The sequence below is a fragment of the Streptodolium elevatio genome (assembly GCF_053592165.1).
On record NZ_JBSFVE010000034.1, the window covers coordinates 17,153 to 38,554 of the forward strand.

At 72.5% G+C, this 21,402-nt stretch carries 19 protein-coding genes; 12 read left to right on the forward strand and 7 right to left on the reverse strand.

The window, feature by feature from the left end; all coding sequences use genetic code 11:
• Nucleotides 1-25: 25 nt before the first annotated feature.
• Together ACWD12_RS37550 and ACWD12_RS37555 are read left to right on the forward strand one after the other, a co-directional pair.
• Complete coding sequence (locus tag ACWD12_RS37550) at nucleotides 26-2,824, forward strand: protein kinase domain-containing protein (protein WP_450103365.1); 2,799 nt, start codon at nucleotides 26-28, stop codon at nucleotides 2,822-2,824.
• A gap of 85 nt (nucleotides 2,825-2,909) precedes the next feature.
• Complete coding sequence (locus ACWD12_RS37555) at nucleotides 2,910-3,725, forward strand: SAM hydrolase/SAM-dependent halogenase family protein (protein WP_450103366.1); 816 nt, start codon at nucleotides 2,910-2,912, stop codon at nucleotides 3,723-3,725.
• Between the two features lie 14 nt (nucleotides 3,726-3,739).
• Here the strand turns inward: ACWD12_RS37555 and ACWD12_RS37560 are convergent, their stop codons facing one another.
• The 3 genes from ACWD12_RS37560 to ACWD12_RS37570 form a co-directional block, all read right to left on the reverse strand.
• Complete coding sequence (locus ACWD12_RS37560; protein WP_450103367.1) at nucleotides 3,740-4,675, reverse strand: hypothetical protein; 936 nt, start codon at nucleotides 4,673-4,675, stop codon at nucleotides 3,740-3,742.
• A 224-nt stretch (nucleotides 4,676-4,899) separates the two neighbouring features.
• A complete protein-coding gene (locus ACWD12_RS37565; RefSeq protein ID WP_358361710.1) occupies nucleotides 4,900-6,693 on the reverse strand; it encodes a diguanylate cyclase domain-containing protein in 1,794 nt (597 codons plus the stop codon).
• A 257-nt stretch (nucleotides 6,694-6,950) separates the two neighbouring features.
• The gene (locus tag ACWD12_RS37570) at nucleotides 6,951-7,619 is read right to left on the reverse strand and encodes a TetR/AcrR family transcriptional regulator (protein WP_450103368.1); all 669 of its coding nucleotides are present in this window, start codon (nucleotides 7,617-7,619) and stop codon (nucleotides 6,951-6,953) included.
• Nucleotides 7,620-7,864: 245 nt separating this feature from the next.
• Between ACWD12_RS37570 and ACWD12_RS37575 the strand changes: the two genes are divergently transcribed.
• The 8 genes from ACWD12_RS37575 (at nucleotide 7,865) to ACWD12_RS37610 (ending at nucleotide 14,962) form a co-directional block, all read left to right on the forward strand.
• Nucleotides 7,865-8,449, forward strand: a complete 585-nt coding sequence (locus tag ACWD12_RS37575) for a 2-oxoacid:acceptor oxidoreductase family protein (protein WP_450103369.1) — start codon at nucleotides 7,865-7,867, stop codon at nucleotides 8,447-8,449.
• A complete protein-coding gene (locus tag ACWD12_RS37580; RefSeq protein WP_450103370.1) occupies nucleotides 8,446-8,799 on the forward strand; it encodes a 4Fe-4S dicluster domain-containing protein in 354 nt (117 codons plus the stop codon). Before ACWD12_RS37575 ends, ACWD12_RS37580 begins: the two co-directional genes overlap by 4 nt.
• The gene (locus ACWD12_RS37585) at nucleotides 8,796-9,980 is read left to right on the forward strand and encodes a hypothetical protein (RefSeq protein ID WP_450103371.1); all 1,185 of its coding nucleotides are present in this window, start codon (nucleotides 8,796-8,798) and stop codon (nucleotides 9,978-9,980) included. The genes ACWD12_RS37580 and ACWD12_RS37585 overlap by 4 nt, the downstream gene beginning before the upstream one ends.
• Nucleotides 9,977-10,879: a thiamine pyrophosphate-dependent enzyme gene (locus ACWD12_RS37590; protein WP_450103372.1), complete on the forward strand. Its 903-nt coding sequence runs from the start codon at nucleotides 9,977-9,979 to the stop codon at nucleotides 10,877-10,879. The genes ACWD12_RS37585 and ACWD12_RS37590 overlap by 4 nt, the downstream gene beginning before the upstream one ends.
• The gene (locus ACWD12_RS37595; protein WP_450103373.1) at nucleotides 10,876-11,937 is read left to right on the forward strand and encodes a D-2-hydroxyacid dehydrogenase; all 1,062 of its coding nucleotides are present in this window, start codon (nucleotides 10,876-10,878) and stop codon (nucleotides 11,935-11,937) included. Before ACWD12_RS37590 ends, ACWD12_RS37595 begins: the two co-directional genes overlap by 4 nt.
• Nucleotides 11,938-12,113: 176 nt before the next feature.
• Nucleotides 12,114-12,431, forward strand: a complete 318-nt coding sequence (locus ACWD12_RS37600) for a cupin domain-containing protein (RefSeq protein WP_358361692.1) — start codon at nucleotides 12,114-12,116, stop codon at nucleotides 12,429-12,431.
• A gap of 107 nt (nucleotides 12,432-12,538) precedes the next feature.
• Entirely contained in the window at nucleotides 12,539-14,029 is a 1,491-nt protein-coding gene (locus ACWD12_RS37605; protein WP_450103374.1) for a class I adenylate-forming enzyme family protein, read from the forward strand.
• A 351-nt stretch (nucleotides 14,030-14,380) separates the two neighbouring features.
• On the forward strand, nucleotides 14,381-14,962 hold the full coding sequence (locus ACWD12_RS37610) for a HutD/Ves family protein (RefSeq protein ID WP_450103375.1): 582 nt from the start codon (nucleotides 14,381-14,383) through the stop codon (nucleotides 14,960-14,962).
• Here the strand turns inward: ACWD12_RS37610 and ACWD12_RS37615 are convergent.
• Nucleotides 14,959-15,552: a TetR/AcrR family transcriptional regulator gene (locus ACWD12_RS37615; RefSeq protein WP_450103376.1), complete on the reverse strand. Its 594-nt coding sequence runs from the start codon at nucleotides 15,550-15,552 to the stop codon at nucleotides 14,959-14,961. The genes ACWD12_RS37610 and ACWD12_RS37615 overlap by 4 nt on opposite strands.
• Nucleotides 15,553-15,575: 23 nt before the next feature.
• Nucleotides 15,576-17,381, reverse strand: coding sequence for an MFS transporter (locus tag ACWD12_RS37620; RefSeq protein WP_450103377.1), 1,806 nt, complete (start codon nucleotides 17,379-17,381; stop codon nucleotides 15,576-15,578).
• Between the two features lie 148 nt (nucleotides 17,382-17,529).
• Between ACWD12_RS37620 and ACWD12_RS37625 the strand changes: the two genes are divergently transcribed.
• Entirely contained in the window at nucleotides 17,530-18,138 is a 609-nt protein-coding gene (locus ACWD12_RS37625; protein ID WP_450103400.1) for a flavin reductase family protein, read from the forward strand.
• Nucleotides 18,139-18,353: 215 nt separating this feature from the next.
• Nucleotides 18,354-19,946, forward strand: a complete 1,593-nt coding sequence (locus ACWD12_RS37630; protein ID WP_450103378.1) for a GMC family oxidoreductase — start codon at nucleotides 18,354-18,356, stop codon at nucleotides 19,944-19,946.
• Between the two features lie 57 nt (nucleotides 19,947-20,003).
• Here the strand turns inward: ACWD12_RS37630 and ACWD12_RS37635 are convergent, their stop codons facing one another.
• Together ACWD12_RS37635 and ACWD12_RS37640 are read right to left on the reverse strand one after the other, a co-directional pair.
• Nucleotides 20,004-20,846 (reverse strand): acyl-CoA thioesterase, encoded by an 843-nt coding sequence (locus ACWD12_RS37635; protein WP_450103379.1) that lies wholly within the window; start codon nucleotides 20,844-20,846, stop codon nucleotides 20,004-20,006.
• A gap of 121 nt (nucleotides 20,847-20,967) precedes the next feature.
• Nucleotides 20,968-21,246, reverse strand: coding sequence for a GlsB/YeaQ/YmgE family stress response membrane protein (locus ACWD12_RS37640; protein WP_450103380.1), 279 nt, complete (start codon nucleotides 21,244-21,246; stop codon nucleotides 20,968-20,970).
• Between the last annotated feature and the right edge of the window lie 156 nt (nucleotides 21,247-21,402).

Here is a 21,402-nt window from a genome sequence, read left to right on the forward strand (position 1 = left end):
TCCGGCGCGCGGTCCGCGCCGGAGGGTGCTGTCGAAGCTGGGATGGGTGGTCATGGAGGCGCTGCGCCCGGAGGATCCGCGCACGCTCGGTCCGTACCGGCTGCGCGGCAGGCTCGGCGAGGGCGGCATGGGCGAGGTCTTCCTCGGCGTGTCCCCGTCGGGGCTGCGGGCCGCGGTCAAGACCGTACGTCCGGAGTACGCGTTCGACCCCGGCTTCCGGGACCGGTTCCGGCGCGAGGTGGCGGCCGCCCGGCGCGTGGACAGCGCGTGGACGGCGCCGATCGCGGCGGCCGACGCGGACTCCGACCCGCCGTGGTTCGCCACCGAGTACCTGACGGGCATACCCCTGTCCGAGGCCATAGCGACGTACGGTCCGCTGCCCGAGCGCGCGGTACGGGTGCTCGGCGCGCAGCTCGTGGAGGCCCTGATGGCCATCCACCGGGCCGACCTGGTGCACCGCGACCTCAAGCCGTCCAACGTCATCCTGGGGCGCGACCGGCCCCGCGTGATCGACTTCGGCATCTCGCGCGCCCTCGACTTCGCGACCCACGGGCTGACGTCGCCCGGTGGCGCGATCGGCTCGCCCGGCTACATGTCCCCCGAGCAGGCGGCCGGCGAGGAGGTCGACCAGCGCACCGACATCTTCGCGCTCGGCGGCGTGCTGGTATACGCGGCGACCGGGCGCACCCCCTTCGGGTCCACCCCGCAGAACGCGATGCAACTGCTGTTCCAGATCATCCACGGCGAGCCCAAGCTCGACGAGGTCCCGGAGAGCCTGCGCGGCCTGGTCGCCGAATGCCTCGCGAAGGACCCCGCGGCCCGCCCCACGCTCGACGACATCCTGCTGCGCACGGTCGGCGGCTTGGACGACGCGGAGGCCGCCGTGGCGGGCGCCTGGCTGCCGCCCGCCCTGGCCGCTGAGCTGATGCGCCGTCACAACGCGGACCCCACCGACTCGCTGCCGTCCGCACCGGCGCCCCCCACGGCGTTCGGCACGGACAACGCCGAACTGCCGCCGACCCGCGCGCACAACGGCGCCGAGGGCGTCACCGACGTCCTCCACGCGCCCCCGCCGGCCCCGGCGCCGAACGCGCCGACCGCTCAGATGCCGCCGCCCCGGCCGCCCGCGGCGACGATGGCCGCGACCAACGTCTTCGAGATCGCGCACGACACCGGCCCCCGCACCGGCCCCGCCCCCGCGACGACGCCGGCCGCCGCGCCGAGCGGGCGCACGCGCGGGCTCAGCCGCCGCTCGTTCCTGATCGGCGGCGCGGCCGCCGGGGTGGCCGCGGTCGGCGGGACGACCGGCTGGCTGCTGACCCACTCGGACGACTCCGCACGGGTCGCGTGGAACACCCCGGTCGGGCCCACCGCCCAGGCGTTCGCGGTCGTTTCCGGCAAATACCTGGTGATCGCGGGGTCCGGCGCGAAGTCGCAGGGCTCGCAGACCGCCGGGTTGGTCGTGTGCATCGACGTCGACTCGGGCAAGCAGCTGTGGACGCGCAGCACCGCCGCCCCGAACGTCAACCGCCCGGTGGTGACCGAGGACCGGGTGTTCGTCAACTGCTGGGCCGAGGTCGGCGACAGCTCGGCGCCCAGCAAGTACCACAGCACGATCTACGGGATCTCGCTCGGCACGGAGAAGGACAAGTCCGCGCGCAAGGAGCCCGGCACGATCGTGTGGCAGGTCGAGCACGACTCGATGGGCGTCCAGTTGGGCCACGCGGCGACGGACAAGGTGGTCGTCGTGACGTCGCCGCCCAAGGACTCGGAGCCCGCCAAGACCTACGTGTACGCGTACGACGCCGCCGACGGGCCCGACGGCGCCCCCGTGCCCGTCTACACCGCCGACTCCTCCGCCCCGTGGCTGAACACGCCCTGGGTGGAAGGCAACACCGCCATCGTCTCCGGCACCGCCGACTCCTACGGCGACTTCGGCATGCTCTACAAGGTGGACCTCACGGCCGGCTCCGGCGAGGTCCTGTGGACCGCCGCCAAGGAGAAGGACCTCGGCCCCCCGGTGGTGGCCCTGGGCCGGGTGTTCGTCCGCGCCCCGTCGTCGCAGGCGTCGAGCAGCTACGCCGAGGAGCGCTCCCTGTCCGCGGTGTGGCTCGAGACCGGCGAGACCGACTGGCGCGTCCCGGACCTGCCGGCGGGCGACGCACGACGGCTGGTCGTCGACGTCCCGACCGCCACCGTCGTGGTGATCACCAACGGCAACGACCAGTCGAACAAGGACAAGGTGGACGCGCGGATCCAGCTCTACGACGCCACGACCGGCGGCGTGCGCTGGGACGAGAAGCCGGAAGGCCTGATGGTCTCGGACGCCGCCGTCGACGGCACGACGCTCTACGTGTCGACGTGGCCGTCCGACCTCCAGTCGGGCTTCACCAAGCCGTCCGCGACCCCGACCGCGAGCCCGGGCACCGCCCCCGAACCGCCGCTCGGCAGCGGCCGGGTCTACGCCTTCGACCTCAAGAACGGCCGGCGCCTCTGGGACTTCCCGACCGGCACGCCGGGTGAACTGACCACCCCGCAGGTCGCGAACGGCGTGGTGTGCGTGGGTGCGTCGAGCCGCAACGGCGTGCTCGCCGCCGCGTTCGGCATCGACGCGAAGACCGGCAGGCAGCGCTGGAAGCAGGACTTCCCGGTGGGCCGGATCTCCGGGAACCTGTCCGCGAAGGGCCGGTTCCACCTGGTCGTGTCGCCGGGCGAGCCGGCCGACCCGTCGGCGACGCCGAGTGCCACGAAGACCGCGACGGGGACGCCGTCCACGACGCTCCCGACCGGGCCGGGTGCGACGGTGTACGGGCTGCGTCCGTAGTCGGGTCGGCGTCCGCGTTCGGGTTGGTCGGCAGGGGCGTGCGCAGCCCGGTCCGCCAGGGCCGGACGATCCGTACCGTTGGAGTATGGACGCGCACATCTCGTTCCTGACCGACTACGGCACGGCCGACGGCTTCGTCGCGGCGTGCCGCGGTGTCATCGCGCGGATCGCGCCGGGCGCGCGCGTGCTGGACATCACCCACGAGGTCCCGGCGGGCGACATCCGCCGGGGTGCGGCGCTGCTCGCGCAGACGCTGCCGTACCTGCCGCCGGGTGTCACGGTCGCGGTGGTCGACCCCGGCGTCGGTACCCCGCGGCGCGGCGTGCTCGTGCGTACCGCCGAACACCTGTTGGTCGGGCCGGACAACGGCCTGCTGATGTGGGCGGCGGACGCGGTCGGCGGCGCGCTGTCGGCGCACGAGCTGACCACGAGCGAGCTGATGCTGCCGCGCGTCTCCGCGACGTTCCACGGCCGCGACGTCTTCGCCCCGGTGGCCGCCCACCTCGCGACCGGCACCTCGGCGCACCGGGTCGGCCCCCGGCTCGATCCCGGCGGCCTGGTACGCCTCCCGGACCCGGTCGCCTACGTCGTCGACGACACCGCACACGGCGAGGTGCTGACCGTGGACCGCTTCGGCAACGTCCAGACGTCGCTGGGCGCGGCCGAGTTGGCGGCCATCGGCGCGGCGCCGGGCGGGTCGGTGACCGTGCGCACCGTCGACGGCGAGTGGGCCGTGGCCTTCGGCCGCACCTTCGCGGACGTGCCGCTCGGCGAGCCGGTCGCGGTGCTGGACTCGGCCGACCGCCTCGCCGTCGCCGTCAACGGCGGCAGCGCGGCGGCCCTGACCAGACTGGCCCCGGAAGGCCAGGTGTCGGTGTCACGCGCCGACGGGACGGCGTAGCAACCGCGCCGGGATCAGTCGGTGTTCGTCGGCTGCGTGGTCGACAGAGACACGTTGTCCACCTTCACCGGACAACCCGCGGCCTCGGCACACGACAGGACAAGGCTGTTGGAGCCCTGCTTCAGATTGACGATCCCCCACGTGTAACCGTAGGAGTCCGAGCCGAGCCCGTAGAGCTTTATCGGCGTCGACGAGGCCTTGCCGTTCACCGAGACGGCCAGCGGCTTGAACTGCCGTTGCCCGTCCGCTCCCTTGCCGCTCTCCGCGTTGCTGTAGATGATCCGCAGGTAGTACTGGCCGTCCTTGGGGACCTCGGCGGTCCAACTGATCGACGAACCGTTCACCAGGTTGGCCACGAATCCGTTGCCGGTGTAGCCCTTGCCGTCGTTGGCCTTGGCGGCCCCACCGGCGAGCGTCGCGTCCTCGGCCTCGACCGCACCGATCTTCTCCGGCCCGGACGACGACGGGGCCGCCGACGACTGCGGGGCGCTGGACTGGGACGACGGGGTTGTCGACGGCGACGGCGTGGTCGCGGCGTCGTTCTTCTTGTCCTTGTCGTCGCCGTTCATGGCGACGACGGCCACGATCACCGCCACCACGACGACGATGGCGACAATCGCGCCGATCACCGGTCCGCGGCCGCCGCGTGAGGTGCCGCGTGATCCGCCGCCGTGGCCGCCGTCGCGGCGCGGGGACGGGACCTGGCCCGGCGGTGGTCCGCCCGGCGCGGGCTGCGCGGACATGCCCGGAACGGGCTGGGTCGCCTGGGGGTCGGGGGCATAGGGCTGCTGGTACGGCTGCGGCTGCCCGTACCGCGTCTGCCCGACCTGGACGTACGGTGACGAGCCGAACCCCGCGGGCGCTTCCTGGCCGCCCTGCGCGTCACCCGGGCCGGGGCGGTAGAGGTAGCCGTACGGGTCGTCCGGCTCTCCCTCGTTACCCACCGTCATCGGGTTCGCCCTTCCTGTGCGTCAGTCAGTGTGCGCCGCACGGCCGGTCGGCGGCTGGCGGCGGGCACATCGATTCAATTCGAGTCGACAGGCTGGTGCATCACACTAACGGGCGACGGACGCCAGGATGGCCACAGTCCATCGCGCGGACGACAAACCTCCGCCCGCGGATTCGGCCGTACGGACGCAACCGACCGGTAGGACGGGGCCGGTCGGCGGAACGTTCAGCCCGCCCGCCGGTGCGCCCGCTCGCGGCCTCGCTTCTGTCGGTACATGCGCTCGTCGGCGATACGCAGCAGGTCTTCGGGCTTTTCCGCGGAATCCGCCCAGGCGATGCCGAAGCTGGCGCCGTCCAGCGGGACCGTCTCGCCCTCGGCCCGGATCGGCACGGAGAGCGCGCGGCGCAGGCGTACCGCCAGATCGTGGGCTTCGTCACGCCCGATCCCGTCGGCCAGCACCACGAACTCGTCGCCGCCGAGCCGGGCCACGGTGTCGCCCTCGCGGACCGCGGCGGTGAGCCGGCGCGCGACCTCGACCAGGACGACGTCGCCGATGTGGTGCCCGAACTCGTCGTTGATGCGCTTGAACCCGTCCAGGTCGCAGAAGAGCAGGGCCAGGCCCTTGCCGTCCGCGCCGGGCATCCCGGCGACCCCGACGCCGTTCACGGCGGGCACGCCGTTGACCGCGGCGGCCGCGTGGCCGGTGCCGTGGCCGCCGTTGTGCGCGGTGTTGTGACCGGCACCATGACCGGCACCATGGCCGGGGCTGGGGCCGGAGTTGTGTGCCGAGGTGTGCGCGGTGCCGTGGCCGCCGCCCTGCGCGCCGCCGGCGTGCACGGCGTGTCCGGCGCCGTGCGGCAGCCCCTGCCCGGCGCCGACCCCGGCCAGGCCCGCGGCGGGATGGGGCACCCCGGCCGGGAACTCGGTCAGGCGCGGCATGCGGGTGAACGTCGCGTCCAGGCGGGCCCGGAGCTCGCGGCCGTTGGGCAGCCCGGTCAGCGGATCATGGCTGGCCTGGTGCACGAGCGCCTGCTCTCGCAGCCTGCGGTCCTCGACGTCCTCGACGTGGGTGAGCAGAAACCGGGGGTTTCCGTCGCCGTCCCCGACGTGCGAGGTGCGCAGCGAGACCCAGCGGTACGTCCCGTCGCTGCGGGCAAGCCGCAGTTCCGTGCAGCCCTCCACCGGGGTGTTGCCCCCGAGGTGTCCGGCCAGCAGGTCCCGGTCGTCCTGGTGCACGACCGCGGCGAGGCCGAGGCGGCGCAGGACGGGTGCGGGATAGCCGAGCATGCGGCAGAGCGCGTCGTTGGCGCGCAGGAGGCGGCCGCGGTCGGTCCCGCGTACGCCGGTCATGACCATGCCGCTGGGCGCGTACTCGAAGGCGTGCCGAAAGCTCTCCTCGCTGGCGCGCAACGCGTGCTGCTCGTCCTCCAGCCGGGCGACCGCGCGGACCATCTCGCTGCGCAGGCGGGCGTTGTCGACGGCGATCGCGGCCTGCGCCGCGAACATGCCGAGGACTTCGCAGCGCCAGGGGCCGGGCCTGCGTCCGTCGACGGGGAGGTCCACCGAGAGGATGCCGACGAGTTCGCCTTCGGGGGTGGTGAGCGGCGCGAGGAGTGCGTCGTACGGGTGCCAGGCATCCGGGTGGTCGCTCACCGGGATGTCCGGCACCCAACTGGGTACCCGGCCGGGATCCGCGGGGCCCTGACGATGGCTCAGAAACCGGAGGGGGCCCCAACGTTCGGCGACGGCGAGGAGGCGCTCCCAGTCGGAGCGCGGCCCGATCTGGCCGGCCATGGCCGCGGCGAGTTCCTCGCTGCCGGCGACCGCGGCGACCTCCAAGTCGCCGTCCGGCCGTACGACGTTGACCGCCGCGGCGCCGAAACCGAGTCCGGAGACGACGCCGTCCGCCACGGCCTGCAGTGTGTCGCGCAGGTCGCGGGTGGCGTTGAGGTCCGCGACGACCCGGTAGAGGAGGCGCAGGGTCGCCAACCGGACGTGTGTTTCCGTCTCGGCGGTCATCGGTCTCCCCGAGCGTCGGCGACAGTGCTTCTGGGGTGGTTCTCGTTCGTCGGTTGCTCTCAATCGCGAGCGTCTTCTGAACAGATATCGTCCGATTGCCAGGGAAACTGAATCACAGCGGGCTCAGAAACGGCGACGTACTGTCATCAATAGTGCCCGTTCTGTGAGCTACCTCACGCGCTACACCGGATACCCCCTCACAAAACGTTCCGCCGTCCGGGAGCGGGAGCGGCCTCATTCAACAGTCTGACTGGTCGTCAGACAACCGAAATCCCCAGACCGTTGCACGCGAAGCGCACCAGATGAGCGGTCTCGTCCGATGTGGGCGAGGTGCGTGCGCGCAGGTGGTCGTGCAGCGCCGCGAGCGTCAGCCGGTAGACGGCGAGGGCGTCGGCGGACGGATCGCGCACTTCATCCGGACGGCGCTCCGCGTACTCCGAGCGAAGGACCCCTTCCAGCGGAGCGAGCATCGCCTCGGCCGAGCTGCGCTGTTCGGCGGGGAACAGTTCGGCGAGGCGGTCCTGATGGGACAGGAACGGCCGGGTACGCGCGGCCGCGACGGGGTCGCCCGCCTGGGCGAGCACCCCCTCGATCCAGCCGCGCACCCGGCCGGGGGTGTCCTCGGCGGCCTCCATGCGCCGCCGCAGGTACTCGGCCATCCGCCGGCGGCCGTCGTCCAGCAGGGCGACCAGCAACTCGTCCTTGGACCGGAAGTGCCGGTAGAAGGCCTGGTTCGACAGGCCGGACTCGCGCAGGATCTCGCGGACCGTCGGGTCCAGGCTGCCGGTGCGCTCGACCACCCGGTACGTCGCGTCGACCAGGCGCTGGACCTCCTCGGTGTAGACCGCCCAGCGGGCCGCCAGCGGACGCCGCACGGCCTCGCGAACAAGCCCCACAGGCGCGGGAGGTGACTGGTCCTCGGTCATGCGCCCCACTCCCCTTTGTTGTCGCCCTCTGTTGTCCGGCGCCTGTCGGCCGGACCGTGCGGACCAGCCGGGCCGGCCGCGCCGCCGGATCGTCGGGGCACCGGCTCCCTCGTCGTCCGGCCCCGCCGCCCCGCCCGTGCCCTTCGGCTCTTGTTGTCCGGAACATCGCAAGCTACTGTCCAGAACAACGTTCTCATAGGTACGTCTGTTGTTCCCACCCTCTTCCCGGAAGGGAGGCGCGGCCCGTGCAACGCGAGATCCTGTGGACCGGGATCGGCGGCCAAGGCATCCAGCTCGCCACCGAACTGCTCGCCGACGCGGCGGTCGCCGAAGGGCGCCACGCGATGTTCTTCGGTTCGTACGGCGGCATGATGCGCGGCGGCAACTCCGACACCACGCTCGTGCTCGGCGACGAACCCGTGCGGTCCCCGCCGACGATCGGCTCGACGTGGTCCGCGCTGGTGCTGCACCCGGCCCACGCCGCACCGACGCTCGCCAAACTGCGGCCGGACGGCGTGCTCGTGATCAACACCACGCTGTGCGGCGACACCGGGCACCCCGGGTCTGTCGTCGGCGTCCCGGCCACCGAACTGGCCACCGCGGCCGGAAGCGCCAACGCGGTCACGATGGTCACGCTCGGGGCGTACGCCTCCGCGACCCGCATCGCGGAGCTCGACACCCTCATCGCGCGCCTGCCGCACGTGCTCCCGGCCTACCGGCACCGGCACTTGGCCACCAACGAGGCCGCCCTGCGCGCCGGGTACGCGGCCGCCGGGCCGCTGCTCGACGCGTGGTCGAAGCCTCCCGTCCCGCAGGAGGTCGCGACGTGACCGTCAGCCTCGGCACGCTCGTCATCGACACCGAGGCGTGCAAAGGATGCGAACTCTGCATCGAGGCATGCCCACCGCGCGTACTGCGCATGACCGACGACATCGTCAACGAACGGGGATACCGCTACCCGCAGTTGCTGCCCGGCTGCATCGCCTGCAAGGCGTGCACGGCCATCTGCCCCGACTTCGTGTTCCAGGTCTACCGCTACGACGAACCGCAGGACGACGGGCGGCCCGCGGACGGGCAGGATACCGACGGGCGGCCCGCGGACGGGCAGGGCGCCGACGGGCAGGGCGGCGGGGATCAGGGCGGCGGGGATCAGGCAACGGGCGACGGGAGCGGCGCATGACGTCCCACACGGCCACGACCGACCCGGACACCGCCCGCATCATGCCCGGTTCGGCGGCCATCGCCGAGGCCATGATCGCCGCCGGCTGCCGCTTCTTCGCCGGCTACCCCATGACCCCGTTCACCGAGGTCCTGGAGAGGATGGCCGCACGCCTGCCCGAAGCGGGCGGCGTCTGCATCAACGCCGAGAGCGAACTCGAGGCCGTCGGCATGGCGTGGGGCGCCGCCGCCACCGGCACCCCGGCCGCCACCGGCTCGACGGGCCAGGGCCTTTCGCTCATGCAGGAGTCGCTCGCCGAGATCGTGTACGCCCGGCTCCCGCTTGTCGTCCTCAACATGGCCCGCGCCCAGGGCGACTACTTCCAGGCGACGCGCGGCGGCGGCCACGGCGACTACCGCCACCTGGTCCTCGCTCCGTGCGACGTCCCCGAGGCCGTCGAACTGACCCAGCTCGCCTTTCACTTGGCGGAGAAGTGGCGGAGCCCGGTGCTGGTGATGGGCGACTACTACCTCGCCCACACGCATCAGTCCGTCACCATCGGCCGCCCCGAGTTCCCCACTCTCCCCCCGCGCGACTGGGCGTTGGACGGCAGTTCGGGCGGCACCGGGGCGGCGAAGCTGATCTCCCCGCTCAGCGACGCCAAGCAGCGGCACGCCGCGGGACGCGCCGACGCGGGCTACGACCTCGCCGAGTTCTACCACCGCCACGTCACGGTGATGGAGCGCATGGTGACCGAGGAACCGCCTCGCTTCGAGGCCGAGTTCACCGAGGACGCCGAGGTCGTCGTCGTCGCGTACGGCACGCCCGGCGCGTACGTGCGGCAGGCGGTGCGCGAACTGCGGGCCGAGGGACGCCGCGTCGGCTACCTCCGCCCGATCACGCTCGTACCGTTCCCGACCGAGGCCGTCGCCGAGGCCGCGCGGGGGGCGGGGGTCGTGGCCGTCTACGAGAACAACCAGGGGCAGATGCTCGACGACGTGCGGCTCGCCGTCCTCGGCGCGGTCCCGGTGCGGTTCATCGGCGGACTCAGCCTGGATCCCTCGGGGTTCGGCATCGCCCCGGACCTGGACGTCGTGGTGCTCCGCCGACGGCTCACCGAAGTGCACGACGCGGCGGTGTCCGGGACGACGACCGAGCCGCCGGCCGCCACGGGATCGCACGGAACGGTAGGTGTGGCATGAGCACGCAAGGGCGTACCGAACTCCCCGTCGTGCCCACCGGCGCGCCGCCCGCGTGCGGCGCGAAACTGGTCCACGACTTCACCCCCTCCCTCATCGACGTGGGCGCGCACCATCTGTGCCCCGGGTGCGGCGAGCCGATCGCCATGCGCTCGATGGTGGAGGCGGTCGAGGACCAGGGGCAAGTGGCCAGTGCCATCGCGGTGTTCGGCATCGGCTGCTACACGGCCTACTCCAACAACCTCGACATCGAAGTACTCCAGGCGCTGCACGGGCGCGCGCCCTCGCTGGCCACCGGGGTCAAGCGCTGCCGCCCGGACACGCTGGTCTTCACGGTCCAGGGCGACGGCGACATGGTCAACGAAGGCCTCCAGGAAGTCCTGCACGCCGCCGCGCGCGGTGAGAACATCACGTGCTTCATGCTCAACAACGGGGTGTTCGGCGAGACCGGCGGCCACATGACCGCCGCCACGGTGCTCGGGCAGCGCACCAAGAACACCCTCGACGGACGCGACGCGGCCGCACACGGCTATCCGATCCGGCTCGCCGACCTGATCGCCCAGCTCGACGGCGCCGCGTACGTCGCCCGCGGGGCGGTCAACAACGCCGTCAACATCACCCGCACCAACCGCATGATCAAGAACGCCTTCCGCACCCAACTCGCGGGCCGGGGGTTCTCGTTCGTGGAGATCCTGACGATGTGCCCGACCGGCTGGTTCGTCGACACCGTGGACGCCCCGGCGTACCTCGACGACGCGCTGGCCCGCACCCACCGCCCGGGCGTACTCAAGGACGTCCTGAAGGACAGCCCCAAGGGCGGCCCGGGGCACAATCCCAAGCGCGACCGCACAGACGTCCGGCACGACGTGCGCGAGGGCGCACCGGAAGGAACGACGCCATGACCCCCATCGTCGTCGGCATCATGTACCCGCCCGCGTGGGACGTGCGGCCTCGCGAGACGTACGAGGCCGACCTCGCTTCCCTGCGCGCGCTCGACCCCCGCGTCGAGATCGTGGAATGCCGCTATGTCGAGGACAACCAACTGCGCACCGAACGCGGCCACCCCGGCTCCGCCTCGGACGCGGGACTGCGGGCCCGGGCACCGGAGCTGACGCCCGATCAGCGCGAGGGCCTGGCACGCGTCGAGGTCGCCCTCGTCGCCGACCTCCCCTTCGACGTCGCCGACCTCGCCCCGAACCTCCGCTGGGTGCAGAGCGTCGCGGCGGGCAACGGGCAACTCGTGTCGGCGGGCCTGCCCACCGAACGTGTCGCGGCGACCACGGCGGCCGGCGTCAACGGCACGCCCATCTCGGAGTTCGCGTTCGCCCGGCTGCTCGCCCACTTCAAGGGGCACCGCGAGTTGGAGGAGCGGCAGCGGGAGCACAACTGGCAGGCGGTCTTCGGGGCGCAGGTGTCGGGACGTACGCTCGGACTGGTCGGCGTCGGCGGCATCGGCGGCGAAATCGCCAAGCGCGCCCAGGCGTTCGGGATGACCGTGTACGCGACGCGGCGCCGCACCGACAAGCCCGCGGACCACGTCGACCGGCTTTTCCACCCCGACGACCTGCACGCGATGCTCGCCGAATGCGACGCGGTGATCTCCGCGGCGCCGGAAACCCCGGACACCGTCGACACCATGGACGCCGCCGCCTTCGCCGCGATGCGGCCGCGCGCGTTCTACTGCAACGTCGGGCGCGGGTCGTTCGTGGTCGAGAAGGACCTCATCGAGGCCCTGGAGTCCGGCCATCTCGCCGCCGCGGCAATCGACGTCGCCCGGACCGAGCCGCTGCCGGCCACGGACCCGCTGTGGGACGCGCCGAACATCTACATCTCCGCGCACTGCTCCAGCGACGGGCGCGACCACTTCACCGGAGTGTTCCGGCTGTTCCGCGAGAACCTGGCGAAGTACCTGGCGGGCGAGCCGCTGCGCAACGCGGTCGATCCGGCCAGCGGGTACTGACCGGCGGCTGCGGGACGCGACCGTCCGGCGGCGTCCCCGGCACCGACCCGGGACCGACCCCGGCACCGACCCCGGGCACCGGCAGCGTCCGAGCCCAACCTTCCTGTCGTGACACGTCGTCTCGGCGACACCTCACCTCTCCTCACCCGCCCATCCACACCAGCAGGAGGCCGACCATGGACCGCGAACTCGGCGGCATCGGCAGCAGGGTCCTCTTCGAGGACGACAAGGTCCGCATCTGGGAGCTCGCCCTCGCCCCCGGCGAGCGCAGCGCGGTGCACCGCCACGACCTCGACTACTACCTCGTGCAGATCGGCGGCGACCGCATCGCCGTCGAACCCGAACCGGACACCGCCGGCGAGTACAAGGAGTACTTCGCCGCGGACGTCGTCCCCGGTGTCGTCGTGCCCATGAAGCGCGGCGGCGTGGAAACGGCCGTCAACGTCGGCGAGCGGCCGTACTACGAGATCATCGTCGAACTCAAGGACGCCTGAACCGGGTTGCCCGGGGCGGCGAAAACGGCTCTTCCCAGCATGCGGTCCGGCGCTTAGCGTACGGGGGCCAGATCTTGCACCAAGGCGCACGACACGGGAGGTACGGGGTGGGGCAGGGACTCGTCATCGGGGAGGTCTTCGCGGGCGCCGCACGCGCGGTGCCGGGCCATGCCGCCGCGATCCTCGGCGACCGCACGCTCACCTTCGCGGAGCTGGCGGAGGCCGGCAACCGTACGGCCCACGCCCTGCTCGGCCTCGGCGTCGCCAAGGGCGACCGCGTCGTGTGCTGGGCGTCCACCTCGCTGGACGTCCTCCCGGTCTTCGCCGCACTGGCCCGGATCGGCGCCGTCTACGTCCCCATCGGCCCGGCGCTGCCGGCCGACGAGGCCGAGGCGCTGGCCCGGGCCGCCCGGCCGACCCTGATGGTCGCGGACGCGCGCGTCGACGGCGAGGCGGTCGCCGAAGCCGTCGGCGTGGCCCACGTCGGCCTCGCCGAGCTGGTCGAGGCGTCCGCCGACGAGCCCGCCGAGGCACCGGACTGCGCCGAGCCGGACGAGTCCGACCCGCACACGATCTTCTTCACCTCGGGCAGCACCGGGAAGCCCAAGGGCGTCGTGCTGTCGCACCGCGTCAACGTGCTGCGCACCCATCCCGGCTCACAGCTCGAACCGCGGGGCACGATGGTGTGCGTCTACCCGATGTTCCACATGGGCGCGTGGACCATCGCGCTCCAGCAGTGGCAGGCCCGCGACACGCTGGTGCTCGTACCGCAGACCGACGGGGCGTCCATCGTCGCCGCGGTACGCCGGCACGAGGCCACCCGCCTCAACTGCGTGCCCGCGGTCTGGGAACGCGTGCTCTCCGCACTCGCCGAGGAGCAGCTCGCCGACACCGGCGACGGCACGCTCCCCTCGCTCCGCTTCGCCGACACGGGCACCTCGGCGACGACGCCGGAACTGCTGTCGGGCATCACCAAGGCCGCGCCCAACGCCACCCTCCGCGTGTTCTACGGGTCGACCGAGGCGGGCAACGTCACCTCCCTCGACGGCGCCGACGTGCTCCGCAAGCCGGGCAGCTGCGGCGTGCCCAGCATCTTCCAGCACCTCGCGCTGTCCCCCGAGAACGAGCTGTGCGTACGCGGACCGCTGCTCTTCGACGGCTACTTCGACGACCCCGACGCGACCGCCGAGGCGCTGCAGAACGGCTGGTACCGCACGGGTGACATGGCGACGACGGACGAGGAGGGGTACCTCAGCATCTCCGGGCGCACCCGCGACCTGATCCGCACCGGCGGCGAGAGCGTCGCGCCGGCCGAGGTCGAGAGCGTCCTCGCCACCGTCGAAGGTGTCCGCGAGGTGGCCGTCATCGGCCTGCCGGACACCACCTGGGGCGAGGTCGTCTGCGCGGTGGTGGTCCCCGAGGACCCCGCGTCCATCCCCGGCCCCGCCGCTTTGCGCAAGGTCTGCGAAGGCCGCCTGGCCTCGCACAAGCACCCGCGGCGGGTCTTCTACGCCGACGAGCTCCCGCGTACGGCGGCCACCGGCCAGGTGCAGCGCAAGCAACTCGTCGACGACATCCTGGCCGCGCGGACACCGTGAGCCGGAGGGCCGGAAGGCCGCGCGCCGGACGGCCCCGGCTGCCTCGGTCTGTCTGCCCCCGGCCCGCCGGCCTGCCCCGCGCCCACGTGACGTCCGGCACGCCGCCGTCATGCGCGGGCCCCGCGCGGGCGCACCCGCCGCAGGGGGTACCGTCTGTGCCCTGACCGGTCGACCGGTCGGTTGCCCGGTTGGTTGCCCGGTCCTTGACCTGGTCTCCGAACTGCCGATGACCTGCCGTCGACCTGGTCGCCGGCCGGCTCCTGGGCCTGGCCACCCCCTTGGTCACCCACCTGGCCACTCGCTTACGTGGCCACTCACCCGGTCACCCCCTGATCGCCCGCGGAGGCACGGTTGCGGTTCTTCGACGTCGCGGCGCTGCCGGTCAGTCCCTGGCGCAACGGGGGTGGGGACACGCGCGAGATCGCGTACTCGCCCGGGGAGGGCCACGGCTTCAGGTGGCGGGCCAGCGTCGCCACGATCGCCGCCGACGGGCCGTTCTCCGCGTTCCCCGGAGTCGACCGTACGATCACGCTCCTCGCCGGCGACGGGGTGACCTTGTCCGCCGACGCCGTGCCCGCGCACGAACTGGTCCGTGTCGGTGAGCCCTTCTCCTTCTCGGGAGACCTCCCGATCCGCGCCTCGCTCGGGGGCGGCGCGTGCCGGGTGCTGAACATCATGACGATGCGCGGCGCATGGGCCGCGGATGTGCGCCGGACCGCCGCGGAGACGACACCGCGCGCCGGCGGATCCGGCCTGCTGTACGTGCTCGCAGGCACCTGGCAGAGCGGGGCGACCGTGCTGACGGCCGGTCAGGGTGCCTGGTGGGACGGCGACTCCGAGGGCGCCGTCACGCCGCTGGCGCCGGATTCGGTCGCGCTGGAGGCCGGGATCCGCAACGTCCGCGATATGCGCGGCCTCCGCTCGTACGCCTAGTCGTTCGGCTGCTCGCCCAGCATCCCGCCGAAGGCCTCCTCGACCAGGCCGACCAGCTCGTCCCGCGAGAGGTTGGTCAGCTCGGGGAAGAACCCGCCCGGTCGGATGACGACCGCGCCGATCAGCGAGGCCACCGCGAACTCCGCGCGGCGGCGGGCGACGCGTTCCTCGACGCCGGTCCGCTCGACGATGCGCTCCACCATCGGGTCGACCATGGACTGGCGTACCGCGGCCGAGGCCTCACCGCGCACCGCCTCGTGCCCTTCCTCGCCCAGCGCCGCCCGGAACATCGGTCCGGGACCGCCGAGGTCGTCCATGCGGGCGGCGAGGAAGTCGGCGAGCGCCCCGACGCGCGCGAGATCGCGGCGCGCCGACGCCGCGTCCTGGCCGTCCTCCTCGATCGCGGCGAGGTACAGGCCCGCCTTGTTGCCGTAGTAGCGGGCCACAAGGGCGGCGTCGACGCCCGCCCGGTCCCCGATGTCGCGGAGAGTCGTACGGTCGTACCCGCGCTCGCCGAACAGCGCGCGGGCGGCGTCGAGCAGCGCCTTGCGACTCGCGGCGGCGTCGCGCCTGCGCGGCCGTTCCGTCATCGCACGTTCGGTAGCCGAGCTGTTCACCGGGTGATTCCTTCGCCTGGGCCGTTGAGGGCTCTCGAAGGTACCTGTTCGACCGTTCGGACGGGAGGCGATCCGGCCGACGTTCCCGATCGTCTGTCGGGAAGAACAACGGCGGCCAGGGCGCCGAGCACGCACGCGGCGGCGCCAACCAAAAACGCGGCGGTGTACCCGCGGTCTTCGGCCACTCCGCCGCCGGCGGGCGTGTACGCGGCCAGCAGCGCCGCGATCAAGGCCGACCCGATGGCGCCGCCGACCGAGCGCAGCACCGCGTTCAGGCTCGTCGCGCTGCCCGTCTCGTGCGGCGGGACGGCCTTGACGATCAGCGCCGGCATCGCCGCGAACGTGGTGCCGACCCCCACCCCAAGCAGCACCGCGCCCGTCACCAGCTGCCACAAGTGGTCGCGGAAGAAGGCCAGGAACACCATGTCCGCGGCCACCACGAGCGAGCCGAGCGGCAGCACCGGCCCCATGCCGAATCGGGCGGCGAACAGCTCGGCGAGCCGGTTCGCGCCCAGGCTGCCGAGCGAAAGCGGCATGAGTACCAGTCCCGCACCCACCACCGAAAGACCGAATCCGTACCCCGTCTCGGTAGGAACCTGGGCGTACAGGTTGATCAGCGACATCGTCATGTAGAGCCCGATGCCGACGAGAACCGCCGCCACATCGGCCGTCAGAAGCTCGCGGTTGGCCAGCAGGCGCAACTCGACCAGCGGATGGGCGGCCCGTAGCGCCTGCCACGCCCACAATGCGAACAGCGCCACGGCACCGGCGCCGAGCCCGAGGATCGTGGCCGATCCCCAGCCCCAACGCTCCCCCTGACTCACCGTCAGGAGCAGACACGTCAGACCCCCGCTGAGCAGCAGCGCGCCGGGGATGTCGAGCGGTCGGCGCCGCGCGGCCGATCCCACCGGGACGACCAGGACGACCAGGGCCAGCGCGACGGCCGCGATGCCGGTGCCGAACCAGAAGGCCGCCCGGTAGTCCCACTCGCGCGTGATGAAGCCGGTGACCGGATAGCCGAGCCCCGCACCGACGGATGTCGTGACCGACAGGGCGGCGATGCCCGACCGCATGCGTGCCGGATCGAGGTGGTCGCGCGCGACCGCGATGGTGAGGGGCATGATGCCCAGTCCGGCGCCTTGCAGGGCCCGCCCCGCGATCAGCCACGCGAACCCGGGCGCCACGGCCCCCAGGACGCCGCCTGCCACGACACAGCCGAGCGCCCCGAGGATCACCCCGCGCCGGTGCGGCCCGTCGCCCAGGCGGCCCATGACGGGTGCGGCGACGGCCCCGGTGAGGAGGGTCGCGGTCAGCATCCACTGCGCGCTGTCGATGGACACGCCCTGCTCGCGCGCGATCGTCGGGACCATGGGTGCCCCGAGGGTGGTCATGACCGACACCGCGACCGAGGTGAACATCAGGACGGGCAGCAGCGCCCGGGCGCGGGCAGCCGCGGCACGGCCGCCGGGCTCGGTACGCCCGGGCTTGTCGCTGCCTGTGCCTGTGACCTCGTCTTTGCGCTCCCGCGCGTCCCGGTCGCGGTTGTGGTGCTCGATGGCCGTGCCCCCAGATTGCGTGTGCCGGCCGATCGTGGTGCCGGCCGTCGTGCCTGCTTGCCGTGCCGCCTGCTTGCCGTGTCGCTTGCTCGCCTGTCGTGCCTGCTTGCCTGCCGTGCCTGGTCGTGCCGTTTGTACGTCCTGTCCCGCGCCTCCGGGCAGCCTGTGCGGTGGCCGCCCCTCACGACCGGTCGCGCGGTCCTTCCCCCGGTTCTCCCGGTCCGTCCGGCCCGCCCGACAAGTCATGAGTCGATGACTTCGGGACGATACGCCATGCCCCGCCGGTGCCGGCGACCGGCCGGGGGCCGCGGCGCTCCCAGGTCGGGTCCTCAAACTCCCTAGGCTGGGGGCCGTGGAGATCCCCGAGCCCGCAGAGCCGTCCGTACCGCAGCCCATGTCGCAGCCCGCCTCGCCGTCCGAGGTCCCGCCCGTACCGTCGCACGCATCCCGGCCCGAATCGCAGCCCGAATCGCAGCCCGAATCGCCGTCGTCCGTCGACCCGGAGGCCTTCAAGGCCGCGCTCTCCCGCTTCGCCGCCGGAGTGGTCGTGGTCACCGCCCACGAGACGCACGAGACGAGCGACACCGCGAGCGGCGACGACGTCGGCATGACCGCGACCGCGTTCCTCTCCGTCTCGCTCGAACCGCCCCTGGTCCTCGTGAGCCTGCGCCGCCAGGCCCGGATGCGCGAGGTCCTCGACGCGCAACCCCTGTGGGCGGTCTCGCTGCTGTCGCAGAGCCAGCGGCACGTCGCCGGCCGGTTCGCGATCCCGGGGCGCGTGAGCGACCGGCTGATGTTCGCGGACGTCCCGCACCAACACGGCGCGATCTCCGGCGCCCCGCTCGTCGGCGGCGCGCTCGCGACCCTGGAGTGCCGGACGCACCAGATCGTCGAGGCGGGCGACCACTCCCTCGTGATCGGCGAGGTCCTCTCGGCGAATCTGCCGAGCCCCGCCGGCCAGCCGCTGCTGCACTTCCGGGGCCGCTACCGATCGCTCGCTTAACGTACTTCGCCGCTCCCCCTACCCCGACGGCCCCGGAGTCGTCAGACTCCTGTCTGTACGCACTGTGCGCCGCCCTATGCGCGCCGTCACCGCGGACCACCACCCGCCACGACCGGTGCCGCGATCGCTGCGCGCGGCAACTCGCGTACGCCCTCGGCACCTTGCTCCGCCTGCCCGGACCAGCGGAACCACCGGACCCGAGGGAAGGCCGTCTCATGCTCACGTACGACTACGTCATCGTCGGTGCCGGCTCGGCCGGTTGCGTCCTGGCCGGGCGGCTCAGCGAAGACCTGTCCTCGCGGGTCCTGCTACTGGAGGCGGGGGATCGCGACCGCAAGCAGGAGATCCACATCCCGATCGGATTCCCGAAGCTCTTCAAGACCTCGTACGACTGGAACTACCACACCGGCAAGCAAGCCGAGCTCGCGCAAAGGGAGTTGTACTGGCCGCGCGGCCGAATGCTGGGCGGCTGCTCGTCGATCAACGCGCAGATGTGGGTGCGCGGACACCGGGCCGACTACGACGGGTGGGCCGAACTCGGCGCCGAGAGCTGGTCGTACGACGATGTGCTCCCCTACTTCCGGCGTGCCGAACGCCGCAGCGGTTCCAACCACGACGGCGTCTACGGGACCGACGGGCCCCTGCACATACAGGAGTTGCGCGACCCCAATCCGACCACCGCGGCGTTCCTCGCCGCGTGCGCCGAGGTCGGCATGCGGCGACTCGACGAGATGAACGTCCCCGACAACGAGGGGTACGCGCCGTGCCCGGTGACCCAGCGGCGCGGCCGACGCTGGAGCGCGGCCGACGCGTACCTCAAGCCCGCGCTCAAGCGCCCGAACCTCACCGTCACGACCGGCGCCGCGGTACGCCGCGTGCTCATCGACGACGAACTGCGGGCCACCGGCGTGGAGTACACCGACGCCTCCGGCCGCACCCACCAAGTGGCCGCCCGGCGCGAGGTCGTGCTGTCCGCCGGATCGATCGGCTCACCGCACCTGCTGATGCTGTCGGGCATCGGCGCCCCCGAGGCGCTACGCGCCGCGGACCTCACTCCGCGCCACGAACTGCCGGGTGTGGGAGGCAACTTGCAGGACCACCTCGTCGCGGTCGCCGTGGTGCACTGCACCGAACCGGTGACGCTCGCCGCCGCGGACAAGCCGTCGCCCCGCGAGCTGCTGCGCTACATGCTGTTCGCGCGGGGCATGCTGACCTCCAACGTGGGCGAGGCCGCGGCCTTCATCCGCACCGACGAGTCACTGGAACACCCCGACGTCGAGATCATCTTCGCGCCCGGCCCGTACATCAACCACGGCCTCGAACCGCCGCTCGGGCACGGCCTCACGGTCGCCGCGATCCTGCTCCAGCCGGAAAGCACCGGCACGATCGTCGCGACCGGGCCGGACGCGTCGACGCCGCCGGCGATCGACCCGGCGTACCTGACCGCCCCAGGAGACCGCAAGGCACTCGTCGCCGGACTGCGGCGTGCCGCCGACCTCCTCAACACCAACGCGCTCGGCCGCTACGTCGGGGCCCCGATGACCCCTTGGCCGGGCAGCGACGACGAAGACGTGCTCAACCGCTACGTCGGCGATCACGCCGAGACGCTCTACCACCCGGTCGGGACCTGCCGCATGGGCGTGGACGAAGAAGCCGTCGTGGACCCGCAGTTGCGGGTACGCGGCATCACCGGCCTGCGCGTCGCCGACGCGTCCGTCATGCCGAGGATCAACCGCGGGCACACGCACGCGCCGACGGTGATGATCGGCGAGCGGGCGGCCGACCTGATCGACGCCTCGCACCCCTGACCAACCGCGCGGCGGGGCACCACACCCTCCCGCCCCGTCGCGCGCCCTCACCCGCCCCTACTCCGCCACACGCATGAGGCCGTCCGCCGACACCGACGCGACCAGCCGGCCGTCCTGCCCGTACACATGGATGCGGCCGTGCATGCGGCTGCGCCCCGCGTACACGCTCTCGCAGCGCAGCAGCAGCCACTCGTGGATCGAGAAGGGCTCGTGGAACGTCACGTTCTGGGCGAGCATCACCGAAGTGCCCTTGCCACCGAGCGCCGCGACGGCGTCCGCGGTGTACGGGCGGAGCGCCACCGGCCCGAGGAACCCCTCCGTGCCGTACGCCAGCAGCGACCGCGACAACGACGCCTCGTCGGGCACCTTGGTGCAGCGCATCCACACGTCCAGCGTCGGCGGCCCGGCCAGTCCGAGTGCCAGCGCATCGGCGCCCCCGTACGTCCGCACCTCCCACGGCAGCATCGCCACCGGCAGGTCCGCGCACGCGTCGGGGCCGGGTATGCCGTCCGGCAGCGGGCGGTGGTGGCGCAGGAAGTCCGGCTCGTCACGCGTCAGCATCACCAGCGCACGCGAGTGTTCGCGGCCCTCCTGCCGGAACGCCACCGCGACCGTGGCCAGCGCGCGCCCCGACTGCACGACCTCGACCTCGATCGACACCGGCTGCGCCGCGATGCCGCCGCGCGGGAAGACCCCCTGCACCGACTGCACCGCGAAGCCCGGCACCGTACGCTCCGCGGCGGCAACCGTCTGCGCGAGCACCTGGCTCCCGAGCGTCGTCGGGATCCGCGACACGATGTTCCGCGCCCGAAACCGCCCCGGCGCCGCCTCGGCGATGTCCAGGGCGTCCATCAGGTCCGCCAGGTCGATACCCGGCCACAACTCGGTTCCAGAGGCCATGAACGCATGATCGCAAACCCGATCTGACGACGCGTCAGGGGGCGGAACCTGAGGTTCCGCCCCCTGACACCCCGCACCGCTCACCGACCTCGGCAAGCCCACCTGTCAACGCCTACTGCGCTCAGACGTGCGAACTGCCCCTCTTCCGCATGAACCCCGCGACCAGCGACACCAGGACCACCGACACGGCGATGCTGATGATCCATCTCAGCCAGTCGACACCCCTGGTCTCTTCGACCCCCAACCCGGCGGCGATGCCGTAGCCGGCCAGCGTGCCGACGATGCCCACGCCAATCGTGGCCAGCATGCCGATGCCCTGCTTGCCGGGCAGGAACAGCCGGGCGAGCATGCCGATGATGAAACCGGCGATGATGAGACCGATGACGTCCCAGAACCCCATGTGAGCCTCCTGGTCCAGTGCGCGCCGCGATGTACGGGCACAGCGGTCGGTATTCGGACTTTTCGGTCCAAAACGAGCGTCGCATGATCGGCCCACCCACGCCACAGCAACCCGCCGCCCCCACACGCCCCCGTACGGCCACGATCCGCCCCGCTC